Annotated in this window: 21 protein-coding genes; 8 read left to right on the top strand and 13 right to left on the bottom strand. The window is 59.9% G+C overall.

What is annotated here, in order from left to right:
- Positions 1-76: 76 nt before the first annotated feature.
- The 11 genes from M0D67_RS21315 to M0D67_RS21265 all read right to left on the bottom strand — a co-directional run bounded on the left by M0D67_RS21315 (position 77) and on the right by M0D67_RS21265 (position 13,201).
- Complete coding sequence (locus M0D67_RS21315) at positions 77-1,192, bottom strand: alkene reductase (RefSeq protein ID WP_171927811.1); 1,116 nt, start codon at positions 1,190-1,192, stop codon at positions 77-79.
- A gap of 842 nt (positions 1,193-2,034) precedes the next feature.
- Positions 2,035-3,114 carry a hypothetical protein gene (locus tag M0D67_RS21310; protein WP_171927812.1) on the bottom strand — a complete coding sequence of 360 codons (1,080 nt, stop codon included), beginning with the start codon at positions 3,112-3,114 and terminating at the stop codon, positions 2,035-2,037.
- A 69-nt stretch (positions 3,115-3,183) separates the two neighbouring features.
- Positions 3,184-4,359, bottom strand: a complete 1,176-nt coding sequence (locus tag M0D67_RS21305) for a porin (protein WP_168435791.1) — start codon at positions 4,357-4,359, stop codon at positions 3,184-3,186.
- A gap of 412 nt (positions 4,360-4,771) precedes the next feature.
- Positions 4,772-5,044 (bottom strand): hypothetical protein, encoded by a 273-nt coding sequence (locus tag M0D67_RS21300; RefSeq protein ID WP_154562600.1) that lies wholly within the window; start codon positions 5,042-5,044, stop codon positions 4,772-4,774.
- Positions 5,045-5,366: 322 nt separating this feature from the next.
- Positions 5,367-6,782, bottom strand: a complete 1,416-nt coding sequence (locus tag M0D67_RS21295) for an IS1182 family transposase (RefSeq protein WP_154562598.1) — start codon at positions 6,780-6,782, stop codon at positions 5,367-5,369.
- A gap of 195 nt (positions 6,783-6,977) precedes the next feature.
- Positions 6,978-7,775, bottom strand: coding sequence for a substrate-binding domain-containing protein (locus tag M0D67_RS21290; protein WP_171927814.1), 798 nt, complete (start codon positions 7,773-7,775; stop codon positions 6,978-6,980).
- Between the two features lie 510 nt (positions 7,776-8,285).
- Entirely contained in the window at positions 8,286-9,857 is a 1,572-nt protein-coding gene (locus tag M0D67_RS21285) for a UxaA family hydrolase (RefSeq protein ID WP_266239566.1), read from the bottom strand.
- A gap of 101 nt (positions 9,858-9,958) precedes the next feature.
- Positions 9,959-10,654, bottom strand: coding sequence for a hypothetical protein (locus tag M0D67_RS21280; RefSeq protein WP_154562594.1), 696 nt, complete (start codon positions 10,652-10,654; stop codon positions 9,959-9,961).
- Between the two features lie 29 nt (positions 10,655-10,683).
- Positions 10,684-11,577, bottom strand: a complete 894-nt coding sequence (locus M0D67_RS21275) for a fumarylacetoacetate hydrolase family protein (protein ID WP_171927815.1) — start codon at positions 11,575-11,577, stop codon at positions 10,684-10,686.
- A 12-nt stretch (positions 11,578-11,589) separates the two neighbouring features.
- Positions 11,590-12,393, bottom strand: a complete 804-nt coding sequence (locus M0D67_RS21270) for a 2-keto-4-pentenoate hydratase (RefSeq protein WP_154562590.1) — start codon at positions 12,391-12,393, stop codon at positions 11,590-11,592.
- A gap of 1 nt (position 12,394) precedes the next feature.
- Positions 12,395-13,201 (bottom strand): IclR family transcriptional regulator, encoded by an 807-nt coding sequence (locus M0D67_RS21265; RefSeq protein ID WP_171927816.1) that lies wholly within the window; start codon positions 13,199-13,201, stop codon positions 12,395-12,397.
- Positions 13,202-13,287: 86 nt separating this feature from the next.
- Here M0D67_RS21265 and M0D67_RS21260 point away from each other — a divergent pair, with 86 nt between their 5' ends.
- From M0D67_RS21260 to M0D67_RS21225, 8 genes are all read left to right on the top strand, one after another.
- On the top strand, positions 13,288-14,721 hold the full coding sequence (locus tag M0D67_RS21260) for an MFS transporter (RefSeq protein ID WP_154562586.1): 1,434 nt from the start codon (positions 13,288-13,290) through the stop codon (positions 14,719-14,721).
- Positions 14,722-14,841: 120 nt separating this feature from the next.
- Positions 14,842-15,294, top strand: a complete 453-nt coding sequence (locus M0D67_RS21255; RefSeq protein ID WP_171927817.1) for a cupin domain-containing protein — start codon at positions 14,842-14,844, stop codon at positions 15,292-15,294.
- 150 nt (positions 15,295-15,444) lie between these two features.
- Positions 15,445-16,368 (top strand): shikimate dehydrogenase, encoded by a 924-nt coding sequence (locus tag M0D67_RS21250; RefSeq protein WP_266239565.1) that lies wholly within the window; start codon positions 15,445-15,447, stop codon positions 16,366-16,368.
- A 21-nt stretch (positions 16,369-16,389) separates the two neighbouring features.
- A complete protein-coding gene (locus M0D67_RS21245; RefSeq protein WP_171927818.1) occupies positions 16,390-17,406 on the top strand; it encodes a Gfo/Idh/MocA family protein in 1,017 nt (338 codons plus the stop codon).
- 331 nt (positions 17,407-17,737) lie between these two features.
- Positions 17,738-18,970 (top strand): porin, encoded by a 1,233-nt coding sequence (locus M0D67_RS21240; RefSeq protein ID WP_154562579.1) that lies wholly within the window; start codon positions 17,738-17,740, stop codon positions 18,968-18,970.
- A gap of 68 nt (positions 18,971-19,038) precedes the next feature.
- Positions 19,039-20,223, top strand: a complete 1,185-nt coding sequence (locus M0D67_RS21235) for a fumarylacetoacetate hydrolase family protein (RefSeq protein WP_154562577.1) — start codon at positions 19,039-19,041, stop codon at positions 20,221-20,223.
- A gap of 33 nt (positions 20,224-20,256) precedes the next feature.
- On the top strand, positions 20,257-21,699 hold the full coding sequence (locus tag M0D67_RS21230) for an aldehyde dehydrogenase family protein (RefSeq protein WP_154562575.1): 1,443 nt from the start codon (positions 20,257-20,259) through the stop codon (positions 21,697-21,699).
- Positions 21,700-22,262: 563 nt separating this feature from the next.
- Positions 22,263-22,727 (top strand): cupin domain-containing protein, encoded by a 465-nt coding sequence (locus M0D67_RS21225; RefSeq protein ID WP_154567359.1) that lies wholly within the window; start codon positions 22,263-22,265, stop codon positions 22,725-22,727.
- Positions 22,728-23,398: 671 nt separating this feature from the next.
- Here M0D67_RS21225 and M0D67_RS21220 read toward each other — a convergent pair.
- Both M0D67_RS21220 and M0D67_RS21215 read right to left on the bottom strand, forming a co-directional pair.
- On the bottom strand, positions 23,399-24,910 hold the full coding sequence (locus tag M0D67_RS21220; RefSeq protein WP_154567360.1) for an aldehyde dehydrogenase: 1,512 nt from the start codon (positions 24,908-24,910) through the stop codon (positions 23,399-23,401).
- 20 nt (positions 24,911-24,930) lie between these two features.
- Positions 24,931-26,331, bottom strand: coding sequence for an MFS transporter (locus tag M0D67_RS21215; RefSeq protein WP_154567361.1), 1,401 nt, complete (start codon positions 26,329-26,331; stop codon positions 24,931-24,933).
- Between the last annotated feature and the right edge of the window lie 113 nt (positions 26,332-26,444).

Below are 26,444 nucleotides of genomic sequence, written 5' to 3'. Positions count from 1 at the left end.
CCCGCAGAACAGCGCGCCCGAACTCAAGGGCGACGGGGTCAACGGCCACTGCGCCGCCCTTGGCCTGCAAACACATTCAGGCCGCGACTTCTTCAGGCAGCGATTTGTAGTCGGTGTAGCCCCGCGCGTCGCCACCGTAGAACGTCGAGCGATCGTATCGATTGAGCGGCGCGCCTGTACGCAGTCGCTCCGGAAGATCGGGGTTCGAAATGAACATCCGGCCGAAGGCAACGAGATCCGCATGGCCATCGACAACGATCTGCTCAGCGCTCTCACCGGTGAAACCGCCGGCGGCAATGATCGTGCCCTTGTAGATTCGGCGAATGTCCTTCGAAGAGACGTCCGCGTCGGTCGTCTCCTTCTCCACAATGCCGCGAATGCGCGGTTCGATCACGTGGACGTATGCGAGGTCATACTGATTGAGCCGGCCCGCCACATAGCCGAACGTCGCATGCGGATTGCTATCGGACATGGTGCCGTAAACGCCGCTCGGCGAAAGACGGACGGCCACGCGAGCGGGACCCCACACGGAAACGACTGCATCGAGCGTATCGAATAGGAAACGAGCGCGGTTCTCGATCGAGCCGCCGTACTCGTCACTGCGATGGTTCGTGCCGTCGAGCAGGAACTGCTCGAACAGGTAGCCGTTGGCACCGTGGAGCTCAACGCCGTCGAAGCCGGCCTGCTTTGCGAGTTCAGCGCTGCGACGGAATTGCTCGACGATAACGGGGATTTCCGCGGTCTCGAGGGGGCGAGGCACGATCAGTTCCGCCTCGCTGACCTGGCCGCTCTCGTCGCGAATCGCAGCATGCTCGAGCGAACGCAACGGCGACGGGGCGACGGGTGTGACCCCGCCAGTGTTGGCAGGATGCGCCTGACGGCCCGCGTGCCACATCTGCAGAAAGATGCGTGCTCCCTTGGCATGAACGGCATCGGTCACGCGCTTCCAGCCCTTGACTTGTTCCTCGGTGTAGATCCCGGGCGCATCGACGTAAGCGATGCCGAGCTGGGACACGGCCGTCGCGTCGGTAATGAGCAGGCCACCGTCCGTCGCACGCTGTGCGTAGTACTCCACCATGAGATCACCCGGGACATTGCTCGGCTCGGTACGCATTCTCGTAAGCGGCGCGAGAACTACACGGTGTTGCAGATCGAAATGTCCGACTTTCGTACGACTGAAGAGCTTGCTCATGACGTCATCCTCGAAGAGTGTTGGGTGTCGCTATCTTGGCCGCAAGCGTCCATGTGCAGTAGAGGCCGCGAGGCAATAGCTATCATTCCGGAGTGGAATGGCAGCACATCCGGGTCAGGGCGATCCGGAACGGCACGGAGCATGAGGGACACGCACACCAAGCTTCGACGTTGTTCTCACGCATCCCGAATGAGACGAATGCATGTTGCGCGTCGGCGGTTGCCTCGAGCGAATCGTTAAACTTTGCGCGACTTATGAGGCTGAAATGAATAGGCTCACTTCGGCATGGAAAAGCAAAACTAGCGGAAGACAATAATTCGCAGAAAGTTGATTCGAATACAACACGAACGTCCGCACGCGCTGACGTCCAGCCATTGGCGCTCGCGAACGCCCGATGTCGGCGGGGCAGCCGACGTTCGGACGTCCCTGAGAGTTCGCTAACGAGCGTCCACAGTTGGCCGCACTGAGCCGGATGACGACAGTCGCTGATCGACCCACAAGGGCCCTCGACCCGTTGCTCCTTCAACGACGGCTTCCAAGGTACAGCGGACCTTCGCCCAATCGTGCCGTTCGGCGAGTTGTCGGCCTTTGCGGACGTTCGCAAGCCGTCTTGTCCCGCGCTCGGTGAAGGGGCGCTTACGAGCGAGACCTGAGACCGGAGTCAACCCGGAGCAGACGGTCGAGTTTCTTGAATTCCATACCCGATTGCTTCACACAATGGCCCAAGCGTGCCCAAGCGCAGGGCTCGCCTCGAGCGTGTCATCTGATACGACGCGAGGTCCGAGTCGGCTGCCCATCCAGCGCACTGCATCGCGTGCGCCGAATGGACAGCAGTGGGCCGGCTACTGGCCTACAAAGATCATTCCGTGCGGGGAACCCATCCCGGTATAGACCGGCGTCATTGCCCCCGTCGAAGTGTTGAGCTGCAACAGCGTGCCCTGGCCGGAGGCGTACGCCGTTCCGGCCGTAAAGCCAGCGCTTGCATCGATGCGATAGATCAACTGAGTTTTATTGTCCGACACCAGCATGAACGAACTGCCTGAAGGTGCCCAACGCGTGTCGTCCACCGGTGCAGCGTTGCCGGACAACATAAGCGGCAACACGCTCACCGACTGACTCGCACCAGGGTTCTTCAGGAACACGAGTTCGGCGTCGGCCTGACTATCGACGACCACGTTGCCGGCCGGGTCGATTGCCATCGAATCCGGATCGGTCATGTTAAGCATGACTTGCGTATTCGTTGCAATGTTCGTCGCTGCCGCATTGCCCATCAGAGCGGGCGTCAGATGAAACGTCTTGTTGTCCGGATTCAGGGTGACGGTATAAGCCGACGGCACCGAACTCACGCCTTTAGGCGCCGTTACAGTAGCGGCTCCCAGTGTAGGATGCGATGCGGACACATACACCACCCCGTTGAGCTGCTTCATGTCATCGAGTCCGCCACCATGTGCCGGCGTAACGTCAGGCGCGAGCGTTGTCTGGGTATTGGCCGTGGTATCGATCACGATCAAAAGCGGGTTCGCGTCTTCATTGGTGCTGACCCACACCGTGTGCGAATCGAACTCCATGATGCCGTCCGGGTGTCCCGGTACGTTGAACGTCTTGACGACATTGCCGTTCAGATCGTACTCGATCACCTGGCTTTGCGGCGACGTACCCGCGACTGTCGTTCCGTCCGGATTGTTATTGCTGTCTTGCGCAACGGCGAAGATGTTGCTGCCGTGCTGGACGAGATCGTCGGGCAAAAGCGTGCCGGGCGCCTTGGCAAAGACCGAAATCTTGTAGCCCGACTGAGCGGCGGTCACTGAAGCAGGAACGGCTATAGACGCGGGTGTCGCGGCGGGCGTCGATGAACTGTTGCCGCCGCATGCGGATAGCGTCGCGGCCAGACTCAGCAGGGTGACTAACTTTGTCTGAATCATTTGCATTTTCGATGATGAGATATCTTGAGGAAGTGCGGCGGGACGGCCGCGTCTTGTGAGGGCTGGGAGTTAGAAGCGGGTGCGAATGCCTGCGGTCACCGCAACTTGCGTATTCGTCGCCGACTGCGCGCCAATACCGTTGATCAACGCACCGTTCAACACGGTGCCGCTCGCGCCGTTGACATGTTGATACACGCCTTCGAGATAGAGATCCGTCCGCTTGGAGAGCGCATAGTCGCTCAGCAGGCTGATCTGGTTCCACTTGGGTTTGGCGTTCGTTGTCGCGTTGCTCAGGCGGCCATCGGTAAATGTATAGGCGCCTGAGATACGCCACGCCGGCGTCAGGTCGTAGCGCGCATTGAGTTCATAGTTGTTGAAGCTAAGGCCGCTTGCATTGCCGAACTTCGTGGGGCTCGATGGCGAGCCGGTGCTGATTGTGGTCGCACTGTCAAGCTTCGTCTGGGTCCATACCAGTCCGACGGTTGCGGCGCCAAACGAATAGTTCGCTCCCGCGCCCCAGACGCGCTGACGTTGCGCGGTGAACGGTGCGTCGGCGGACGTGCTGGTGCCGTCCAGGGCGCCGCCACTATTCACCCCGGGCTGATTGATCTCCATGTAGGCCGCCGCGACGTTCAACGGACCGGTGTTGTATGACGCGCCCAGGCTGTACAGACGGTTGTTCGCAAAGGCACCGGCCTGGTTTGAAAAGCCATAGACGCCGCCGAACTTCAGGCCACTATAGTTCGCGCTCGCATACTTGATCGCGTTGTCGACGCGAAACGAGTTATCGAGATTATCGTTGTCAAACGGGTGAGCGAACTGGGTGCCTCCATACTGCGTGCCAGTCAGGCTCATGGGTCCAAGATAGTCGACTACCGAATCGTATTGACGCCCTAGTGTCACTGAGCCGTACTGGTCTGTCGCGAGGCCCACCCAAGCCTGACGGCCGAACATACGGCCACCCTGGCCCAATTTTCCGTTGGTGATGCTGAAACCGTTCTCCAACGTGAAGATGGCATGCATACCGGAGCCGAGATCTTCGCTGCCGCGCAGTCCCCATCTGTCGGAATTGAGATTGCCACTGGTCGCCTGCACGTTGCTGTGACCTGTCGTGCCGCTGACATGTTGATTGTTCGTATACGTGACGCCGGCATCGAGAAGACCGTATAGCGTCACGCTGCTCTGCGCATGGGCCACCGTGGCCCACATTGCTGCAGACGCGAGAATTAGAGAATTGACTTTCACTTGATCATCCATCGGAAGTGGGGGAATTCGGCTCCTCTGGGTCATAGGAACCGCACGTCCCTTCCGGGCCCCGCCGCTGCGTCTGGTGCCTCGCCGCAAGATCCGGTAAGGGATCGAGCGAGTCTATCTTTGCAGTCCGCGCAATTTTTGAGCAACACTGAATTGCTCGATCGCCAGCAGCACCGGATTTCCACCGAAGGCTTGTACCGCTTGGCTGATACGATTGTGCGCCGTGGGAGATAAGAACTTTTTATGACGTCGCGTATCGGCTGTTCACCAGGCGCAACGCATTCAGTTCCGACAGACGAAATCGCCAATCCCGTGAACGCGCGCAGACGACAGCGCGTCACGCACTGACGGGTATGCGGCGAAATAGTAAAAAAGGCCCGCCGTGCGGCGAGCCTCCCTGACGTTACGGAGTGCGCGCGTATGCAGCTTGTGCGGCATCGTTGAGCGCCTGCCAGTTGAATCCTTCAAGCAACACCGCGAGCTGCAACGAGGACAGCGGCGCATTGCCCGCGTCCATCGGCGATCCCCTGGCGTCATCCGTGAGAGTCGTCTGCGTCTGCTTGGGCGCACTTACGGAACTGCGGTGTGATGTGACGGCCTGATCGATGGCAACGAGGCCAGTCAGGGTGGTGATGGCAAGAACGGTTCGGGTAGTGGCAGTAATGTGACGCAACATGTCAGGCCTCCATTCAAAAAAAGGGAAGTGAGCGAATTGCTTTCGCGTCATCATCAGGATAAGAGACCCAAGCTTATTGTCAGCTTAATAGCTGTAGATTTGTTTCACTGCCGTCTGTGAGACCGGCGAAATCCTGCTTTCGTGAGTGACCACTTCGGCCGATGAACCGTCACCGAGTTTGCTAGATTCAGTGACCGCTTTCGATGGATTGTGTTGAAAAAGTCTTGTTTTGGGTCAGGGCGCTGGAGTTGGCACGACGTTATCGAGTTGTGACGATCGGCGAAGCGGTGAACTTGGGCGAGGCAACGATCCTCATTTCTCGTCATGCAACTGCCTGGTTCATCTGCTTGCTTCCTGACATGAACCGCTTGGCCATTCTTCGCAGGTTTTGCGCAGTCGCTGCCATCAGGAACTCATCATGAGCACCGCTTGGACCTCGCAGTCGCAAACGGTCCAGTTTCAGGATGCGTTTGAGATGGGCAAAGAGCATTTCCACCTTCTTTCGCTCACGGCAAGATCGCTTGTATTCCGGCGTCTTCGCAATACGCCTCGTTTCGTCACGCGCAGCTTCATGGATGCTGCGGGCGATCTTGCGGAATGGTGTATTCGGACAGCAGCGGTCCTTCATCGAACAGCTCTCGCAGTCGAGCTGACTTGCCCGATAGATGATCGTGTCAGCCTTCGTGACGCGCGAGCGCGGATTCGTGAATTTGCGCCGATCACTGCGTAGTGCGTGCCCGGTGGGACAGCGATATTCATTGGCCAGTTCATCCCATAGGAACTCGCTGCTGGACAATGTATTGTCCTTGCGCGTCGTTTTATCCCAGACCGGAACATGTGGTGCAATCTCCTTCTCTTCGATCATCCAGGCAAGCATCGCTGCCGAGCCATACGCGGTGTCGCCTGCAAGACGTCGAGGTTTGAGATCATGCCGCCGCTCAACGCGGTCAATCATCGTCCTGGTTGATTCCACTTCGTGCGAACGGTTCGCGGGCGTCGCCTCGACGTCAACGATGATCCCTGCCTGCAGGTCAATCAGATAATTGGTCGAGTAGGCGAAGAACGGCAAGCCACCCTTGGCGGCTGTCCAGCTCGCGGCGGGATCCGTAAGAGATATCCTCCTTGGCGGGGTCGATGTCTCTGCCATCTCCGCCGCTTCGGTGCCCGCTGGATTCGCTTCTTCCAATGCTTCCAGATACTCGCGCACCGCACGGCTTTGTCCCTTGACGCAACCCCAGTCGATGGGCCCAGAACCCGGAACACCGCGTGCAGAGCTCGCGTCGGCTCTGATGATGCTTGCGTCAATCGCGAATCCTTCACCCTTTACGAGGCCTTCGGACATGCACCGACCCAGCACTGACTCGAACACATGGCGTAGTACATCGCTATCGCGGAAGCGACCGTGGCGGTTCTTGGAGAATGTCGAGTGTTCGGGTACGGCGTCCTCCAGGCCCAGGCGACAGAACCATCGATACGCCAGGTTCAGATGCACCTCTTCGCATAGCCTACGCTCGGACCGGATGCCGAAACAGTAGCCGACGATCAACATGCGGATCATGAGCTCCGGATCAATCGATGGCCGCCCCATCGGACTGTAGAACGGCGCGAGATGCTGGCGTAGATCGCGCAGATCAAGGAAGTGATCGATGCCTCTCAACAGGTGTTCGCGAGGGACGTGATTATCGAGGTTAAACGAGTAGAAGAGTTTGTCCTGTCCGCTGCCCAGTTGACCCATCATGACGAATCACTCCCGTCGATCGATGTCTTCCAGGATACCGAACATTCCGAACCACGGGCGACTTTTTCAACACAATCGATGTGCTACCGACGCTCCAGTGTCCAACCGCGGCATCACGTGAACGTCGCTTCCTGGCCGTTCTCGGAAGATCCGACCGTCACCTAGGTCGCCGGCCCGCTGGGCTCACAGCTTCGCTCAGTTCGCAGTCTTCGGTGTTAGTGGTTCGAGCCCGGTCCCCTCAATCGCGGGGGCCGCGTCCGGCGATGACAGAAAACGGATCAGCGCCTCTGCGCCCGCTGGATTTTTGGCATTGGTGGCGATGCCCCCGGAAAACACCGTGTACCTTTGTACCTCCGCGGGCAAACTGCCGACCACCGTCACCCCGTCCACCGGCAACAGTTCGACGATCTGCTGAAATCCGATCTCCGCTTCGCCGTTCGCGACGACACTGGCGACCCGCTCGGCCGGGATCATGCGGCTCTTGTTCTCCACCCGCCCCTCGATACCGAGACGCCGGAATAGTTCACTGCCGATGTAGACTCCATTCGCGTCGTCCGGATAGACGATCGACTTCGCGGCGAGCAGTGTGCCCCGCAATGCGTCGACCGAGCTGATATCCGGCTTCGGCGCCCCCTCGCGAGCCGCGATGCCGATTGCCGAGCGTGCGAAGTCCACCTTGCTGCCAGACACGACCTTGCCGGCGTTGATCTGATCGTCGAGCGCATAGCCGACCACGATCAGCACGTCTGCCCACTCGCCGCGCGCAAGTCGCACAGGGATGGCATTTGCGGCCGTGCCCACCACAGGCCCCCAGACGGTGACCAGCGTATCGCCGGCCGCCTCCTCGAATTGTGGCCCCAGTGCGCGATAGGCTGACGCAAACCCGCCCGAGATCATCACCTTAACTTCATCTGCCGATGCCGCGACGCTGCCCAACAATGCGCCCGCGACGCAGAATACGAGTGCGTAAACCTTCAGCTTGCGGCAAGTCACGGCCCCGCTCCATGTCGATCGGATGACCCAGCCCAGACATGCATCGAGTCTGGACGCCACTCATGATGTTAGCCAGCAGCGCGGCATCGCGCGCAGCACCGATGCCGCTCCAATTCGGAGTCCCTCGACGCCGCCGTTTGCGCGATGGCCACTGCGCACAACCATCCCTATGTGGGACGGGCTTCGTCGACGTCGCTTTCAGCGCCTCAAACGGGTACGACGATCACTTCGAATGGGCGGAATTCGTAGTTGACATTACCCACGTCATATTAGCCCGTCAGCGCTATGCGCAAATTTGGTTCGACCGAGTAACAGCGCTCAGATATTGCTTGGCACGACGGTCAGCAGGCGACCCGAAAGAGACCGTCATACCGCCGAGTGCCCAGAGGCACAAGTGCGATGCAAAGCCGCCTTTCAGTCTCGCTTACACCCGCCGCCTAGGGAAAGCCAGCGCGGGGAAGTCACTGTCTGCGCAGCAGTATTGGAGGCTGGAACGGTATTGAGGTGCGCTCACATGATCGCGCTAATTTGCCAAGGTACGAATTCGTTTTGTCCGTAACCGTGCTGCTCACTGCGAGAACGGGTTCCCGAGGCGACATCTAGCAGCAATTCGAAAAGAACGCGGCCTAGTTGCTCGATCGTCGCTCGTCCTTCCAACAGTTCTCCGCAGTTCAGGTCTATATCATCAGACTGTCGTTGCCATAGTGCTGTGTTCGTCGCAAGTTTGACGGATGGCGCCGGCGCGCAGCCGTAAGCTGAACCACGTCCCGTCGTGAAGCAGATCAGGTTCGCACCGCCGGCCACCTGGCCCGTAGCCGACACCGGGTCGTAGCCGGGCGTGTCCATAAACACCAGACCGCGCGCCGTGACCGGCTGAGCATATTCGTACACCTCGGTCAGATTGGTAGAGCCGGCTTTCGCAATGCCTCCCAGCGATTTTTCAAGGACGGTCGTCAAGCCACCTGCCTTGTTGCCCGCAGACGGATTGTTGTTCATTTGCGCCCCTTGCCGATGCGCATACGCTTCCCACCACTTGATGCGATCAATCAGCTTCCGACCCACCTCGGGCGTTTCGGCGCGGCGCGTAAGTAAGTGCTCCGCGCCATAGATTTCGGGCGTCTCCGAGAGAATCGCGGTGCCTCCGTGTTGCACGAGTAGATCAACGGCTGCACCAAGCACGGGATTGGCGGTGATGCCGGAATACCCGTCCGACCCTCCGCATTGAAGACCGACCGTGAGATGACTTGCACCGACCGGCTCCCGCCTCACGTTGTTCGCTTCGGGCAACATGCGCCGAACCAGTTCAATACCCTTCGCGATCGTCAGTGTCGTACCACCGCTATCCTGGATCGTGAACGTTCGCAAGCGGTCGTGTTCCCGGAGTCCCTGTGTCTCAAGAAGTCGCGGGATCTGGTTCGTTTCACACCCGAGACCGATGAGCAGCACGCTTGCGAAGTTCGGATGACATGCATAGCCGCCAATCGCGCGCTGCAAGATCGCTAGACCATCGCCTTCAGAGTCGATAGCGCAACCGGACCCGTGTGTGAGTGCCACGACGCCATCGACATTCGGGAACGCGGCCAGTTCTTCGGGATGGAAGTCGCGGCGGAAATGATCAGCAATGGCTCGTGCAACCGTGGCCGAGCAGTTCACCGAGGTGAGGATCCCGATATAGTTCCGTGTGGCGACTTGCCCGTCTGCGCGGACAATGCCCTGAAATGTTGCCGGCTCATTCGACGGAACAGTCGGACGCGCGGCCTGACCGAACGCGTAGTCGCGCGCAAAATCGCCCATCGCAAGATTATGGGTATGAACATGCTGCCCCGTGCGAATTGGCTGGCTTGCAAAGCCGATTACCTGGCCGTAGCGGTGCACCGCCTCACCCTGACCGATGTCATGTGTCGCCACTTTGTGCCCGGGTGGAATCAGTCCCGACACGGTCACTGCTTCCTTGCCGAGCACCATGCCCGACACAAGCTGTTCGAGCGCGATAACAACATCGTCGGCAGGATTGAGCCGTATGACACGAGCCGACATCGACGCGGTGGATGGCTCTGAAGTGTCGGCGATATTCAACGACATGGCACTACTCCTACGTTTCTCAGGGTAAAGGCCGGTCGCGCTTAGCCACGTGGGATTCGCGCGAAGGGCCATGCAGCGGTCCTCAGATGACGCTTAACCGCTCAGCCAGCGCTCCAGGGCGTTTTGCAGCGCGTGTACTCAAGTTGATAGAGGGTCGTGTCCGGTGCTGTCGCGCCGGCCTGGGGCAATGCCGCGAGTCCCGAAACGAAACGGTCCACCGCTGAACGGACATAGTCTGCCCGGCACCCTTCGACTAACACGATCCATGTCGGTACCTGGGTGCCTTCTGAACGCGCCTTCTTCTCCGCCGTTTCCACCTTGCTGATCTCCTCGTCGGCAAGGCAAAGGTGCACGCCCGTGATACCCGGTAGGTCGACGAGGGGCGGTAGGACGCGCTGACGCACACCCTTCACGACCTCCGCCCGTGCATCCGATGCAACGTCGAAGCGCACAGTCATGAGATTGGCACCCTGCCCAACACCGTCCGAATAGGCCACGTGACAGATTGAGCGTGCGACGCTCCGGAAAGAGGCGACCACCTGCTTGGTCCACGGCGTCGGCGTATTCAGCCGAGAAAGGTAGTCTTGCGCGCCAAGCACCTCGACCGTGTCAGCCTCGTAAAGATTGAAGTACTCGGGACCTGCATCCAATGCTATAAAGCGCCGACCGCGCCTGAACCCTGGAATCCCGGCGCGTTCGGGCATGTGCTCGCGATTGTGCCACTCGTAAAATTCGTCCTTCGCTTCCGGCAGCAGGTCATGCCAGATTGCGACGACGCCCGTTCCAGCAAGGCTCATATCTCCTCCCTTTGACAAATCGAATCGTCTTAAAGTGCCGACGGATACTCGCCGCGGCCCCACGCTGCGCCAAGCGTATCCACGTACTGCACAACCTTTTGTGCCTGCTCGCCGAGCCCGCTGCCACCGAGCGTCATGGTGTCGCCTGCTTTCAGGAAGACAGGCGGCTTCTGACCGAGGCCTACGCCAGGAGGCGTGCCCGTAATAATCACGTCGCCCGCCATTAAAGGCATGAAGCGGCTGAGATACGCCACGATGTGCGCGACGTTGAAAATCATCGTGCGTGTGTTGCCCGTCTGACGGCGCGTACCGTTCACGTCCAGCCACAGGTCGAGCACCTGCGGATCGGGAACTTCGTCGCGTGTCAGCAGCCACGGACCAAGCGGAGCGAATGAGAATCCGCTTTTGCCCTTGGTCCACTGGCCTTCGCGTTCGAGCTGATACGCACGTTCCGAAACATCATTCGCAAGACAGTATCCCGCCACATGGTCCAGCGCGTTGGCTTCGTCGATCTGCCACGCGGGTTTGCCGATCACCACGCCGAGTTCCACCTCCCAATCGAGCTTGCGCGCGTCTGCGGGCAAGACGACCGGATCGTTCGGGCCGCTGATGGAGCCCGTGTGTTTGTTGAACACCACAGGTTCGCGTGGGATCGGCGTGTCGGTTTCAGCAGCATGATCGGAGTAGTTCAGGCCAATGCACACGAGGTTACGGACATTGCCGACGCAGGTGCCAAGACGCGTCCCCGCCTCAACGACGGGTAGGCGATCCAGATCAAGTTCGCTCAGCTTTGCAAGGGCGGCTGGCGTTATGGTCGTTCCATCAATGTCGCTCACGATGCCGGTCAGATCGCGGATCGCGCCGCTCGAATCGATGATACCGGGGTGCTCCTGACCAGGCTGGCCAAAACGGACGAGACGCATCTAGTACTCCTATCAAGACAGAAAAGTAATCGGCAATGTGCCGAGGTCGCCGAAGCCGATATGCAACTCGCGACCAACTGGCAACTCCAGAACGCCCGCGTAGGACCCGGTGATCACAGCTTGGCCGGCATGCAGCCCGAGGCCGCGGACGCGAAGGAAATTGACGAGCCACACAATCGGCTGGAGCGCACCCCGGTCAGGGTGGCGTCCCGCACACATGACTGGTTCTTCGCCGACGCTGGCCAGACTGACGTCGAATTCGACGGGGAGATCGGCCAGCGTCGCGCCCTCCCGAGATTTAACGCGGGGGCCGATGACAAGGCCGGCATTGAACAGGCCGTCTGCCAGTAGTTCAGGGAACGACAGCGTTTCGGGATGCGAATAACGACTGCCTAGCAATTCGAGCGCGAGGTGCGTGTGCCCGAGAGCGTCGAGCGCTTCAGCTTCGCTGTAGGTTTCGCGCCGCGGCGGCAGGTCGCGGTTCAGCAGGCAGGCCAGTTCCGGCTCCGCCCTTACAGAGACACGCGGAGACCCACTCATGCGACATACATCGCCTCGATGAATATCGGCGTCGTAGATCGGCGCAGCGATGACCTTGCCCGGCTGCGGAAGCGCGCATTTCCATGCGCCGGTTCTACTCTCAAGGGCATCACTCACCTTTCGCTGGATCGCGAAGCCCTCGTCAACCGTTGAAGGCCGCAGTTCAACGGGGAGGCGCTCCACTTGCGTGCCTTGACGGCGCGCTGCGACGAGAATGCTTGCTGCCTTCTCATGCCAAAGGGCGACTCGCTGAGAAGCATGAACTGCGTCCGGCATCTCAGGCCGCCTCGTTGACGTGCCGATCGACGCTCTGTCGCGGCCAGACAGCTCCCAACTTCGCGGATGCTTCGCGCAGTAGCGCGTAAAAGGCGTCGTAACGCTCCGGCGGTATGCGTAAGACCGGCCCAGCAATGCTCATCGTCCCGACTACCGCCCCGTCAATCAGCGAGCGCACGGTCACGGCCATCGCGACGACACCTGGCTCGGCTTCCTCGACGACCAGACCATAGCCACGTTGCCTCGTCAGTTCGAGCTCCGGTATCAATCGGTCGACGCTATTAATCGCCTTCGATGTCCCTGCGCCGTTGGGCTGGCCGAGCCCCCCGCGCAGTGCGAGCCCGATTGCTTCGTCGTTTGACATTGTCGCCAACCACACCTTTCCGACCGATGTGGCATGCAATGCGATGGGACTATGCATGGACGGCGAATACATGAGACCGGGCGCCGCGCCTTGAGACGCAGCGAACCACGCGAGTGTCCCTTCATTGACGACCGTCAGCCGAACTAGCTCGTGACATTGCGCTGCGAGTTCGTCGAGAATCGGCTGCACCAGGCCCGGCAACCCGAGCCCGTGCAGGAACCGCTGACCAAGCAAAGAAAGCTTCAAGGTCAAGCGGTACTGGGAGGTCTGTTCATCTTGTTCAGCCCAGCCCTGCTCGCACAGCTGCGCAAGCACGCGATGGGCGGGGCCTTTCTCCAGCTCGAGTTCAGCGGCGATATCGGACATACGCATCCAGCGCGCTTCACGTGCGAGCAACTCGATCGCCTGAAGCGAACGGTCAACTGCTCCCTTGACAACTCTCATAATATGGGTAACATTGTTCTTACTGGAACGGTGTTACAACAATAACGGAACGGCGCCGAAAAGTCAATCCACGACGGAGACAAGTCATGAACGGAAGCACCCAAGCTGAGGCCCATCGTCAGCGCCAGTCGAAGATAGCCGCGGCCAGCGGCTGGATCGGCTCAGCGCTCGAGTACTACGACTTCTTTATTTACGCGACCGCAGCGTCATTACTCTTTCCGCAGCTCTTCTTTCCCTCTGGCAACCCGACGGTTGCCATCATCGCATCACTGGCGACTTTCGGCGTCGGCTATGTCGCCCGACCAATAGGCGCGATGGTGCTTGGCCACGTCGGCGACCGACACGGCCGGAAGACGGTGCTGATTTTCTGCATGTTTTTAATGGGCATTTCGACGATGGGCGTGGGACTCTTGCCCACGTATCAGCAGGCCGGCATCTGGGCTCCGGTGATGCTTGTCACCCTCCGGCTCATTCAGGGGTTCGCCGTCGCGGGAGAGGTCTCCGGCGCCAGTTCCATGATTCTTGAGCATGCACCGTTCGGCCGGCGTGGCTACTTTGCGAGCTTCACGCTCCAAGGGGTGCAAGCTGGGCAGCTCCTAGCGGCAGCGGTCTTCCTGCCCCTCGCGCATTACATGCCGAAGGACCAGTTCGCTTCCTGGGGATGGCGAATTCCGTTCCTCCTCAGTTTTGTCGTTATCATCGTCGGCTACGTCATTCGCCGCCAGGTCGAGGAAACTCCGGCTTTCTCCGAGGAGCAGGCCCATGGCGAAGTTCCTGCCTCACCGGTCGTCGAAGTCCTCCGGCAGAGTTGGGACGATGTCTTGCGCGTAATCTGCATGGCGCTCACCGCCGTCATCGCGCTTCTCGCTACGGTTTTCGGCGCCGCGTATGCGGTCCAGCCGGCCTACGGTATCGGCTTTTCTGCCGGCGTCTTTCTTTTGATTCCGGTTCTTGGCAACATCTGCTCGGTCATACTGATTCCCTTCGTCGGCAATCTCTCTGACAGAATTGGCCGCAGGCCGCCCGTTCTCGCAGGCGTCCTCAGCGCCGGGCTGCTCTCGTTCGCATACCTCTACGCCATCAGCATCCATAACCTCTGGCTCTCGCTGATTCTTTCGATGCTGATGTGGGGCGTTGCCTACCAAGGCTTCAACGGTGTCTTCCCGAGCCTTTTCCCAGAATTATTCCGCACGCGGGTGCGCGTGACGGGAATGGCCATCGGACAAAACGTTGGGACGACGCTTGCTGCACTGACGCCAACACTCTTCGTAGCTGTCGCGCCCCCCGGCTCCACCAATATTCCGCTGAAGATCGGTTTGCTGACGTTCGGCATTTGTCTTGTCGCCGCGTTCGCTGCTTTCACTACGCGGGAGACGTATCGGATCCGCCTCAACGATCTCGGCGACCGCGATGCGGTCCCGGTACCCAAAGTCGAGTACGAGCGCTTGCGCGGCGAAGCGATGGCCGGAGGAATCAAAACTGCCGATGCCCAGGATCTCGCAAATCAGATTCGCTCGTAGCCGTTCTGGCCGGCCCTACTCGTTGCGACCACTGTGTTGGTGCAACTTGGCATGAGCCGAACATAAACGATGCGACTGCGGCGCTTGCAAATCGATTGACACCGCACAAAGGGAACGCACATGCACAACGAAGACACACCCCGTTACGACGGCCCGCGCGAGCTCGCGCAATCTCTAAGCGCGTTTGCGCGCATCAGCGCGGCCGAGTCGCCCTGGAACCAAGAGGGCCTGCGCGCGGACTCTGAGTATCGCGACCTCGGACTCGCCGCGGTGACCGACGGTCGCATCGGAGCGAAACACATTCGTGCGCTGAAGCCGTTCACCGATCCCACTGGCTGGCACTGGCACGACATGACTGGGCACTACCTGTATGTGCTGCGCGGATCCGTGACGTTCCGTTTCGCCGGAGTGGAGGGCGACGTGACGCTTAACGCTGGTGACGGCCTGTCGCAGCCTGCCGGCGTGCCGCACAACGTGATAGGGCGCTCCGACGACCTCGAGGTCATCGAGATTAACGAGCCCGCTGTCTACGGGACTTGGGATCTGGACGTACCGCCGGCGCCTTGGAAGTGACTGTTTATACCCTTGGGGCCTTCTCGAGTGTCATGAGATCGCCAGTTCTCGGCGCATCCGACAGCCGCAGACGGCCCAAAGTCGAATTGAGCGCGTTGCGTCAAAGAGATGCGGTCTTCGTCATCAAAGGGGCTCGGTCGGAGATTGTATGTGTCCGACACGCGCTTGGTACGCCACATTTCCGAGCAGTCACGCAAGACTGCGCCTTCAGCCAACATCGAACACCAAACAGCCATGGATCCACATATCACAGGTAAATCGCGACTTTATGGATTAGTGGGCGATCCACTGACGGCAGCTAAGTCGCCACAATTGTTGAACCAGCTTTTTGCTGAACAGCGCGTGGACGCGGCTTGCGTTCCGTTCTGGGTGAAGGCGGAAAACCTGTCCGAGTTCGTCAGCGGTGCACGAGCGATGGGCAATCTCTCCGGCCTGCTCGTCACCATGCCTCATAAGCAACGGATGCTGGAATTTGTCGATGAACTAGATCCAACTGCCCGTCAGGTCGGCGCGCTCAACGTCATCCGTTGTGAAGCAGATGGACGTTGGGTCGGCGCGATATTTGATGGCGTCGGTTGCGTTCTTGGGATGCAGTGGGAAGGCAACCACCCGGTGAATAAGTCCGTGCTTCTCTTAGGCGCCGGAGGTGCGGGGAGCGCCATCGCATTTGCGGTTGCGTCCGCAGGCGCTAGCAAGCTAACCGTATCCGATGTCGACGGGCATCGGGCTGGCGACCTTGCGGCATCTGTTGCTGCTGAAACCGGCTGCGACGTACGTTCGGGGCCACCCGATCCGCAAGGCTTCGACATCGTTATCAATGCCACGCCGCTTGGCATGAAAGCGAACGATGCCATGCCAGTTGATCCTGAGCGGCTCGCGCCTGGCGCCATCGTCGTCGACATCATCAATGCGTCCGAGCCAACGCCGCTTCGCCGCGCCGCGCACGCGCGCGGGTGCCGTACCCAGGACGGGGGCCCGATGCATCAGGGGCAGGCTGTCTATGCACTTAAGTTTCTGGGATTCGATTACCGCCCCGATGGACGATCAGCACCGGACACGGCCCGCGATGAGTAAAAATTTCAAAGGAGAATACGCATGAGAGTTGCTTTACTGGAAGTCAGTCATTGGCATGTGCCACTCTATCTCGATGCGCTGGAAGCGCCCGGGATTGAAGTGGTTGCCGTGTCAGATGCGGAGGATGTCAAGGGCGAGGCAATTGCCGCACGATTCGGAAGCAAGCTGTACTCGTCGGCCTATGAACTGCTCGAACGTGAGGAAGTCGATTTCGCATTCGTGTTCGGGCGGCATTCTGAGATGCCGGCGCTCGCTGAGGCCGTGATCGCGCGTAACATTCCCTTTGCGCTGGAGAAACCGTGCGGCGTCAACATGTCGCAGATCACCCGACTTCGCAAACTGACCGAGGAAGCCAATCTTTATTGCGCAGTGCCATTGATCTTCCGGATGAGCGAGTTGCTCAGCTCGCTCGAAGATGCGGAGGGGCGCATACCGTCGGACTTCAACTACATGTCGTTCCGTTTCATTGTGGGACCGCCCAGTCGATACGAAGCGGCCGGTGCCGGCTGGGCGCTCGATCCTGTGTATTCCGGAGGCGGATCGACAATCAATGTGGCGACTCACTTCATCGACCTGTTCAGATTGCTCACTGGCAAGGAGATCGTCCGAGTCTCTGCCACGATGAACTCAAGAACGCATCAAACGGCCGTTGAGGACTATTCGCTGCTGACAATGCAAACCGAAGACGGCGTGATCGGCCTGGTGGAAACGGGATATAGCTTCCCCAGTACACCCGACGAGCAGCGCGAATTTTCTTTCACTCTTGCTTCGAACCGCATGTACGCGAAGTCTGGTCCGGACCGGATCGAGATCCGCGACAGAAATAATCTTTCTGCCGGCACGCGAAGCCGCCGCCTCCAGCTTGAGACCGACGTCTATTACCCCTTGTTTGTCAAGCGTGTGCTCGCCGAAAGTCGGACTGGCGCAAAGCCGATCGCATCGTTGCGGGATGCGGAGCTGATGATGCAAGTCATGGACGCGGCCTACGCCTCGGCCAAACAGGGCGGAGTGTCTATTAAACTGGATCCCGTTTCCTAGTCAGAAATCTGTAGCGTAGGAAAAACGCGAGACAGCCGACCTGCATGCGCCTAAGGATCGGTGTCAATCGCCGCAGCATGGGTAGCTGCTCGCAACCTGATGGATCTAGCGCATTAACGAGGAATTTCCCGCAGGTCTAGTTGTTCTAGTTTCATCTGGAAGCGGCGCGCCATACAACTACGTTAGTTGTCCGTACTTGATATGACGCACGAGCCGAAGAATGTAGTTGCAAGTAATCCGACGACACCAAGGGTCGATATGAGCGTACTCAAGGCGCTCGTACCGATCCGATAGGGCAAAAGCAATTCACGTGGACATAGAGGAGAATTTAATGAAGGGTTTCTACTTGAACAAGGCCGCCGTTGCCGCAGCAACGGCACTCGCGGCAGTTGCGCCGGCGTTCGCTCAAAGCAGCGTGACGCTCTACGGTATCGTCGATGATTCGATCGTTTATCAGAGCAGCCAGACGTCGCTCGGTTCGACGAGCGGTGGTCGCTCGAACGTCAAGATGGCATCGGGCATCTGGGCGGGAAGCCGCTTCGGCCTGAAGGGCGCAGAAGATGTGGGCGGCGGCACCAAGGCCATCTTCCAGTTGGAGTCGGGCTTCAACATCAACAGCGGCGCGCAGCAATACGCGAACGCGATGTTCGGCCGTCAAGCCTGGGTCGGTCTGACGAATCAGACCTTCGGTACGCTGACATTGGGTCGTCAGTACACGTCTTACTACACACTGATGGCGCCGTACAGCCCCACGAACTGGCTGACCGGCTACTTCGGCGCGCACCCGGGCGATCTGGACGCATTGGACACGATCTACCGCGCGAACAACTCGATCGTATATACCTCTCCGAAGCTCTACGGCGTGACGGTCAGCGGCTCGTACTCGCTCGCAGGCGTGCCGGACAGCGTGTATCGCGGTTCGACGTGGTCGGCGGCGATCCAGTATCAGCAAGGCCCGATCGGCGGTACGGTTGCGTTCTCGCGCATCAACAACTCGACCGTCGGCGGCGGCGTCTACGGTACGGATTCGACGATGAATACGGCTGGCCAGTCGGGTGTGTCGGCGGTGACGAACGGCTATCAGGGCGCGCAGGCGCAGAATCGCTTCGCGGTCGGCGTCGGCTACGTGTTCAACAGCGCGTGGGATATCTCGGCGACGTACACGAACGTTCAGTACATCCCGGGCGTGCTGTCGAAGTTCACTGACGAGCAGGTTTTCAACACCGCCGGCACCGTGCTGCACTGGAAGCCCACGACGGCATGGGACTTCGCTGCAGGCTACAGCTACACGTGGGCGAGCAAGGCGAACGGAATCGACGACGCAGCGTCGTACCACCAGTTCAACCTGTCCCAGTACTACGCGTTGTCCAAACGTACCGGGTTCTACGCACTTCAAGCGTTCCAGCGTGCGAACGGCCGTACGCTCGCCACGCCGACGTTCCCGGGTGGCCCGACCAACCGCTCGATCGCCGCAACGGCATCGATCGGCGACGGCTTCCAGTCGACTCCGTCGTCGTCGCGCAGCATGTTCGCAGCAGGCGTGGGTATCGTCCACCGCTTCTAGCGTCACCAGAGTTTTATCCTTATTGCGGCTACCGTTGCCACCACTTTCAATGCACATTGGATCCGTTCATGACCTCATATTCCAGCTATCTGCCTCACGATCTCGACGGTGCCCTGCTCGTTGGCCGCGTGTGGCGTCAAACGAAAAACGGCGCGGGACCGTGCGTCGTTGCGGTTCGCGGCGGGGAAGTATTCGATATCTCCCGCATCGCACCAACAGTGTCCGATCTTTTCGATCGCCAGGATCTCGTAGAACTCGTCCGGCAGGCTTCCGGCGAATCTCTGGGTCATGTCGGCAATCTGATCGAAGCCACCGTCGCCGCACAACGGAAAGACGATCAACCCTACCTCCTGGCTCCCTGCGATCTGCAAGCCATCAAAGCCTGTGGCGTAACGTTCGCCATTAGCCTTCTTGAGCGCGTCATTGAAGAGCAGGCAGGCGGCGAAGCTGCGAAGGCTGAGGAAGTGCGCGCTGCGATCACGCGTCTGATCGGCACCGATCTGTCGAAAATCAAGCCCGGCTCAGAAGCTGCCGCCAAGCTTAAGGAAGAGCTGCAGCGACGCGGTGCATGGTCGCAGTACATGGAAGTCGGAATCGGTCCCGATGCAGAGGTATTTTCGAAGTCGCAGCCTATGTCTTCAGTCGGACTCGGTGCCGATATCGGCTTGTTGCCTGCTTCGAAGTGGAACAACCCAGAGCCGGAGATCGTCCTCGCAGTCAACAGCAGGGGCGAGGCGGTGGGCGCCACACTGGGTAACGACGTCAATCTGCGCGACATCGAAGGCCGCTCCGCCCTGCTGCTGGGCAAATGTAAGGATAACAACGGCTCATGCGCGATCGGCCCGTTCATTCGCCTGTTCGACGGACGGTTCACACTGGACACGATTCGAGAAACGAGTGTTTCGTTGCGCGTGGAAGGTACCGACGACGGCTTCGTGCTTGAAGGCATCAGCCATATGCGGGAGATCAGCCGTGACCCTCTTGACCTGGTGAGTCAGACCTGGGGCAAGCACCATCAGTATCCCGACGGCTTCATGTTGTTCCTCGGCACGATGTTCTCTCCGATCAAAGATCGCGATGCGCCGGGTGGCGGCTTTACGCATCACCTCGGCGACCGCGTGACGATCAGCGCCCCTCCGCTTGGCGCGCTCGTCAACACCGTGTGGCTGTCGACCCAAATCGCTCCGTGGACATTCGGCGTGCGTGCGCTGTACGCCAATCTCGCCGAGCGCTCGCTGCTGAACCTCGGTTGATCAAGCAGATATTTACTCACTGACGGATTTACGATGACGCAATTCAAGAACTTCATTGGCGGCGAATGGGTCGATGGCAACGACTTCGCTCCTAATGTGAACCCTTCGGACACGAGCGACGTGATCGGCCATTTCGCACGGGCCAGCGCAGATCAGACACAGAAAGCAATCGCGTCTGCACGCTCAGCCTTTCGCACGTGGTCGCTCAGTACCCCACAACAGCGCTTTGACTTGCTCGACCAGGTCGGCAGCACCATCCTTGCGCGCAAAAACGAACTCGGTAAGCTGCTGGCACGCGAGGAAGGGAAAACGCTCGCCGAAGCAGTCGGCGAAGTGGGACGCGCCGGACAGATTTTCAAATTCTTCGCGGGCGAGGCATTGCGGGTCGGCGGCGAGATTTTGCCGTCCGTCCGCCCGGGACTGACGGTCGAAGTCACACGCGAACCGCTAGGCGTCATCGGTCTGATCACGCCGTGGAACTTCCCGATCGCTATTCCCGCCTGGAAGATCGCGCCTGCGCTCGCGTATGGAAACTGCGTGGTCATCAAGCCGGCGGAACTCGTGCCGGGGAGCGTATGGGAACTCGTCAAGATCATCGCCGAAGGCGGTGCACCGGCGGGCGTAATCAATCTCGTCATGGGCACGGGTTCGATCGTCGGCGAAACACTCGTCAAATCAGCTGACGTGGATGCCATCAGCTTCACGGGCTCGGTTGGGACCGGCCAGGCGATCGCCGCGAAATGCGTCGCCACCGGTAAGAAATTCCAGCTCGAGATGGGTGGCAAGAACCCGATGGTCGTGCTCGACGATGCCGATCTGGACGTCGCGGTCGAGGCCTGCATCAACGGTGCTTTCTACTCCACCGGCCAGCGTTGTACCGCATCTAGCCGCCTGATCGTGACGAGCGGCATCCACGACCGTTTTGTCGAGGCCATGCAGGCGCGCATGCGCAGTCTCAAGATTGGTAACGCGCTGGATGCGTCGACGCAGATCGGTCCCGTTGTCGACGCCAAACAGCTAGAACAGGACGAGCGTTATATCGAACTCGCACGTGCCGAAGGTGGTTCGGTGTTTGGCGGCGACCGTGTTCCCTCGGCGACCGAAGGATTTTTCCTGGCGCCCGCTCTCGTGACCAACACGACCTCGGCGATGACGATCAACAGGGAGGAAGTGTTCGGTCCTGTCGCTTCCGTCATCAAGGTCGCGGATTACGAGGAAGCGCTTGCCGTAGCCAACGACACGCCATTCGGCCTTTCCGCTGGCATCTGCACCATGTCGCTGGCTCATGCGAGCCATTTCAAGCGTCACGTACAGGCCGGTATGGTAATGATCAATACGCCGACAGCGGGCGTCGATTACCACGTTCCATTCGGCGGGCGCAAAGGTTCGAGCCTGGGTCCCCGTGAACAAGGCACCTATGCGCGCGAGTTCTATACAATCGTGAAAACCGCTTACATCGCTCCCGGGAACGTTTGACCAAGCGATAAAAACCGCGATAAATCGCCGATCCCTATGACATGCACGAGTGCTCGCTAAGCTCGACACGACCGCACGGGCGGCGTGAACGGTAACCGGCTACCCGGCAGCCGGTTACACGGCAGCCGATCACATGGCGGTTGAATGCTTATACAGTCAGCTGTATCGAGGAAACGTTCGACGGCCGCAGATCACCGAGAGGATGGCCACGTTCGAAGGTCCGCTGATCGGTTTGTAGCAGCCGCTCGAATGACAATCTTTGCGCGACTGCGAAAGGCTGTTAATGGCCGGCTACCGCCCCACAGGTTTTATATATGCCGGCGCACGGGAGGCGCCCGACTTCGAGGCAGCGAAGCCTCCTGCTCGCGATATGCTGCACGTTAATATTCGCCGGCTGATTTCCCCCTCACCCCGGGGATCTCCTTCGCATGTCCTGTTCGGGAGGGTGCTCAGGTGTTGCCCTGGTTTTGAGCTGCCTTCTCGATGGTGCGACAATCGAATAAGGACAAGCCACTCCTCAACACTGCACACCGTTGGTCCGTTCAATCTGAAAGGATAAGAACATGCGTCGATACATCTATCTCGCGGCATTGCCTGCCACCTTCGTTGCCGGCATGTTTGCATCTCATCTGGGCACACTGGCGTGGGCCCAGGCGTCAGACGTACCGCTAACGGCGCAGATCGTTGACCTGGCAGCCTTAACCGATGCCGATCTTGGTCCACAGATTCCGAACATGGGCACCTTGCGTTCGAAGGGTCTGGTCGTCACGCCGAGCGGGACCGTCGCAGTGCAGACCGGTAACGTACCCAGGCATACGCATAGAGGTTCTGACGAAATCCAGTATGTGATTTCGGGAAGCGGCACTTTCTGGCTAGGTAACGAACAGCGTCAGATCCACGCCGGCGACTTGATCACTATCCCGAAGGGAACCGTGCATGCGGGGTCCGAGCCGACCAGCGGCGAATTCAAGGTCATTTCTATCAAGCTGCCGCCGCAAGCTCCAGGCGACATGCAGATGGTTCCCTGACGTGCCGTCGATATCCGGCGCTCCCTGATCGACGCAAGACAAACACTCGCGCGATCGTCAGGATTGTGTTCACGGACACGCTCGAAATAATCGAGCGCGCGTTGCCGCCGGCCCGCGCACGCCTCGGCGAGGCCAAGCTGTCGATACGCGGCAACCTGTCATTCGCACGATCATGCCTTGACGTTGCTACGCTCAGAGAACGGCCGCTTACGAGAAAAGCGTGAGGCGGGACCCGACCCGGAGCGGTCTCCCGACTGGCTAGATAGCGGTCGTTCGACGGGCATGTTGGAAGCGATAGTAATACCCATGGACAGTCTGATCAGAGCCGTACTTCGAAGCAGCGTACGGCGCCAGCAATGCTGGCCTCCAGATGTTGACACGGTCAAAATGCTTTTTGCCGGTGCAACACCTCAGGCCCCGATGGCGTCTCTCACCGAGATTGCTCCGTTCTGCACCGCTTTGACTTCTTCGGGTCCAAGGCGGACCATTCCGCACTGGCCACGCAATTGCATCTTGCGGGAGCCCCCGCGTGCAATCTTCTGGCAGCGTGCCTTCGCGGACATCACGTACCCTTAACCCTTAGCATTGGACTGCTCTCAAAGCGACGTTGCACTCGATTTTACACACGTCTATGGAACCGTTTGAAGGGCTGCAACGTCGCTTCAGAAGAATCAATTAAGACGTTTCAGTTCACCATCGTCCGCATACCAGTCGATGGTTTTGCCGCTTATATTGATCGTCACCGCACGCGGTTCGCTGAACTGATCGAACGATTCGACACCCGTCTCGCGCCCCACGCCGCTGTTCTTGAAACCGCCCCACGGCGACGCCGGGTCGAGCCGGTGGTGATCGTTGACCCAGACCATGCCGAATTCGAGTTTGCTTGCGACGCGATGCGCGCGCGCGACGTCCTGCGTCCACACGGAAGCGGCGAGGCCGAACTGCGTGTCGTTGGCGATACGGATCGCGTCCGCCTCGTCGTCGAAGGGCATCACGACGGTGATTGGCCCGAACACTTCATCCTGACCGATTTCCGAACGCGGATCGACGTCATACAGCACGGTCGGCTCGATGAAAAAGCCCTGCTTCAGGTTGGACGGCACGCCGCCGCCCGTCAGCACCTTTGCACCCGCCGCCTTCGCGCGCTCCAGCATCGCGAGAACGCGCTGGCGCGAGCGGTCCGAAATCACCGGGCCGAGTTGGGTCTTCACATCGGCAGGATCGCCTACGCGAATACCCATCGTCTTCGCGCGGAAACGTTCGAGAAACGCCACATAGATCGACTTCTGCACCAGAATCCGCGCGCCGCACACGCAGGTCTGCCCCGCGCCAATGAAGGCCGCGAACGCCGCGCCGTTGACCGCGCGCTCCATGTCGAAATCGTCGAATAGCATCACCGCGCCCTTGCCGCCGAGTTCGAGCGTCGTCAACGCGAAGGTGCGTGCCGCCGCTTCGCCAATCGAGCGGCCGACTTCCGTGCCGCCCGTGAATACGACCTTGCGGATCAGCGGATGCTGCGCGAGCGCCGCGCCTGCCTCGCGTCCTTCGCCGTTCACGACGTTCACGACACCCTTCGGTACGCCTGCTTCATCCAGCAGACGCACAAGGCGCACAGTGGTCAGCGGCGTCTGCTCGGACGCCTTGATGACGACGCTATTGCCCGTGGCGAGCGCGGGCGCAAGACTCTTCGACAGAATCATCAGCGGATGATTGAACGACGTCATCAACGCGACGACGCCGAGCGGCACGCGCTGCGTGTAGCAGAGGTACGGCCCTTCGATCGGAATCACGTCGCTGCGGCGCGTCAGCGCAAGCGCCGCGAAATAGCGGTAGAACTGCGGCAGACGCGAAATCTGCGCGCGCGTCTCCGAGATCGGCCGGCCGTTGTTCAGCGTTTCGAGTTTGTAAAACTGTTCTAGATCCGCTTCGAACAGATCGGCGAAACGGTTTAGCACGCGCGCGCGTTGCTGGATCGGCATGTCGCGCCACGCGCCGCTTTCGAACGCGCGATGGCCCGCGCGCACCGCGCGGTCCACATCCTGTTGAGACGCGGCCGCGAGCGCGCCGATTACTTCACCCGTCGCCGGGTTGACGATGTCGAGCCTACGGCCGGTGTCGGCGTCTGTCCATGCGCCGTCGATGAAAAGCTGTGCATCGAGATGTGTCTGGTTCACTGTGTCCATAGAGATCAATTCCAGGTGGTTCACTTGAGAGGCGATGCATGCGCGTCAGTGCGCATCGCATCGCTTGCCTGTAGGTCGGCGGGCTGCAGGTCTTCGAGGCGCTGGCCGGTCGGCTCGACGCCGAGCCACGCAACCACGACGATCTGAATGACGAGCAGGCCGATCATTAGCGTCAGCACACCGACGATGCCGTGCTGCGCATACAGCGCGACGACGATAAACGGCGTGACGATTGTCGCGCCGCGACCCAGCGTGTTGCAGATGCCCGAGGCGCGCAGCCGGACTTCGGTCGGGAAGAGTTCGGGTACGTAAATCGCGAACAGCAGCGCGACAAGCACGTAGATCGGAATAGTCAGCAACAGGCCGACAAGGGGCAGCAGCAGCGGATCCGAGACGAACGGATAGATCGCGCCGAACACGATTGCCGCGAGCGACGCACCGATGATGGTCGGCTTGCGGCCCCACGAGTCCGCCGTCAATGCGCCGATTGCTGAGCCGATTGGCGCGCCGAGCGACATGACGAGCGCGAAGCCGAACGACCTCGCGATGCTGAAGCCCTGATGCACGAAAAAGGTCGGCAGCCAGGTGACGAAGCCGTACAGCAACGTATTGATCACAACGAGCGTCACGCAGCCCACGATCATCCGTTGCAGCATCGTGCCGCTGAAAAGCGATCCGAACGACAGCAACGTTGCCGCTTGCCCCGACGTCTTCGCGACAAAAGGCGGCGGCAGCGGCTCGCCGCCGCGCGCTTCGGTGACTTCGCTTTCGATGCGATTCAGGATCGCGCCGGCTTCCTCATGGCGACCAACCGAGTCGAGCCAACGCGGCGACTCGGGCAGCGACTTGCGCGCATACCAGACACCCAGCGCGCCGAAGCCGCCCAGCACAAACATTGCGCGCCAGCCGAATGCTGGAATCAGCAGCAATCCGATCAGCCCGGCGACCGGCAACCCGGACACGACGAACACGGCCATCAATCCTTGCAGCTTACCGCGCTTTTGCGGCGGCACGAATTCGGTCAGTGTCGAATAGCCGACGACATTTTCCGCGCCGAGTCCGAGGCCCATCACGAAGCGGCACGCGATCAGCACGCTCATGTTCGGCGCGAGCGCCGCACCGAGCGACGCGAGTCCGAACACCGCAAGATTTGCCTGATACGTGAAACGGCGGCCGAAACGGTCGCCGAGAAAACCGGTGCCGAGCGAACCGAGCATCATGCCTAGAAACGTTAGCGACACGAATAGCGCATTCTGGCCGAGTGTCGAGAAGCCGGTTTTGAGCGTTGCACCGAGCACGGTCGACGCGACATAGATGTCGAAGCCGTCGAAGAACATGCCGATGCCAATCAACCACATGATGCGCCGATGAAATCCCGACATCGGCAAACGGTCGAGCCGTGGCCCTGCGTTGACGTTCATGTCTGTCTCCTGTTGACCAGAGTTGGCGCTTTGGCACTGACTCCGGTCCCATGCAAGATGCTTGCTGCCGGCGTGCTGAAGAAACGCGAGCCTTCCCAGGATAAGTTCGCGCG

This window comes from Paraburkholderia sp. SECH4 (assembly GCF_030511745.1).
Classification (GTDB): domain Bacteria; phylum Pseudomonadota; class Gammaproteobacteria; order Burkholderiales; family Burkholderiaceae; genus Paraburkholderia; species Paraburkholderia madseniana.
This window is presented reverse-complemented; position numbering and strand designations above follow the sequence as displayed.

Coding starts and splice junctions, on each gene's coding strand:
- M0D67_RS21315 (WP_171927811.1), bottom strand. CDS start 1,192: ATGAGCAAGCTCTTCAGTCGTACGAAAGTCGGACATTTCGATCTGCAA.
- M0D67_RS21310 (WP_171927812.1), bottom strand. CDS start 3,114: ATGATTCAGACAAAGTTAGTCACCCTGCTGAGTCTGGCCGCGACGCTA.
- M0D67_RS21300 (WP_154562600.1), bottom strand. CDS start 5,044: ATGTTGCGTCACATTACTGCCACTACCCGAACCGTTCTTGCCATCACC.
- M0D67_RS21295 (WP_154562598.1), bottom strand. CDS start 6,782: ATGATGGGTCAACTGGGCAGCGGACAGGACAAACTCTTCTACTCGTTT.
- M0D67_RS21285 (WP_266239566.1), bottom strand. CDS start 9,857: ATGTCGTTGAATATCGCCGACACTTCAGAGCCATCCACCGCGTCGATG.
- M0D67_RS21280 (WP_154562594.1), bottom strand. CDS start 10,654: ATGAGCCTTGCTGGAACGGGCGTCGTCGCAATCTGGCATGACCTGCTG.
- M0D67_RS21275 (WP_171927815.1), bottom strand. CDS start 11,577: ATGCGTCTCGTCCGTTTTGGCCAGCCTGGTCAGGAGCACCCCGGTATC.
- M0D67_RS21270 (WP_154562590.1), bottom strand. CDS start 12,393: ATGCCGGACGCAGTTCATGCTTCTCAGCGAGTCGCCCTTTGGCATGAG.
- M0D67_RS21265 (WP_171927816.1), bottom strand. CDS start 13,201: ATGAGAGTTGTCAAGGGAGCAGTTGACCGTTCGCTTCAGGCGATCGAG.
- M0D67_RS21260 (WP_154562586.1), top strand. CDS start 13,288: ATGAACGGAAGCACCCAAGCTGAGGCCCATCGTCAGCGCCAGTCGAAG.
- M0D67_RS21255 (WP_171927817.1), top strand. CDS start 14,842: ATGCACAACGAAGACACACCCCGTTACGACGGCCCGCGCGAGCTCGCG.
- M0D67_RS21245 (WP_171927818.1), top strand. CDS start 16,390: ATGAGAGTTGCTTTACTGGAAGTCAGTCATTGGCATGTGCCACTCTAT.
- M0D67_RS21240 (WP_154562579.1), top strand. CDS start 17,738: ATGAAGGGTTTCTACTTGAACAAGGCCGCCGTTGCCGCAGCAACGGCA.
- M0D67_RS21235 (WP_154562577.1), top strand. CDS start 19,039: ATGACCTCATATTCCAGCTATCTGCCTCACGATCTCGACGGTGCCCTG.
- M0D67_RS21230 (WP_154562575.1), top strand. CDS start 20,257: ATGACGCAATTCAAGAACTTCATTGGCGGCGAATGGGTCGATGGCAAC.
- M0D67_RS21225 (WP_154567359.1), top strand. CDS start 22,263: ATGCGTCGATACATCTATCTCGCGGCATTGCCTGCCACCTTCGTTGCC.
- M0D67_RS21220 (WP_154567360.1), bottom strand. CDS start 24,910: ATGGACACAGTGAACCAGACACATCTCGATGCACAGCTTTTCATCGAC.
- M0D67_RS21215 (WP_154567361.1), bottom strand. CDS start 26,331: ATGAACGTCAACGCAGGGCCACGGCTCGACCGTTTGCCGATGTCGGGA.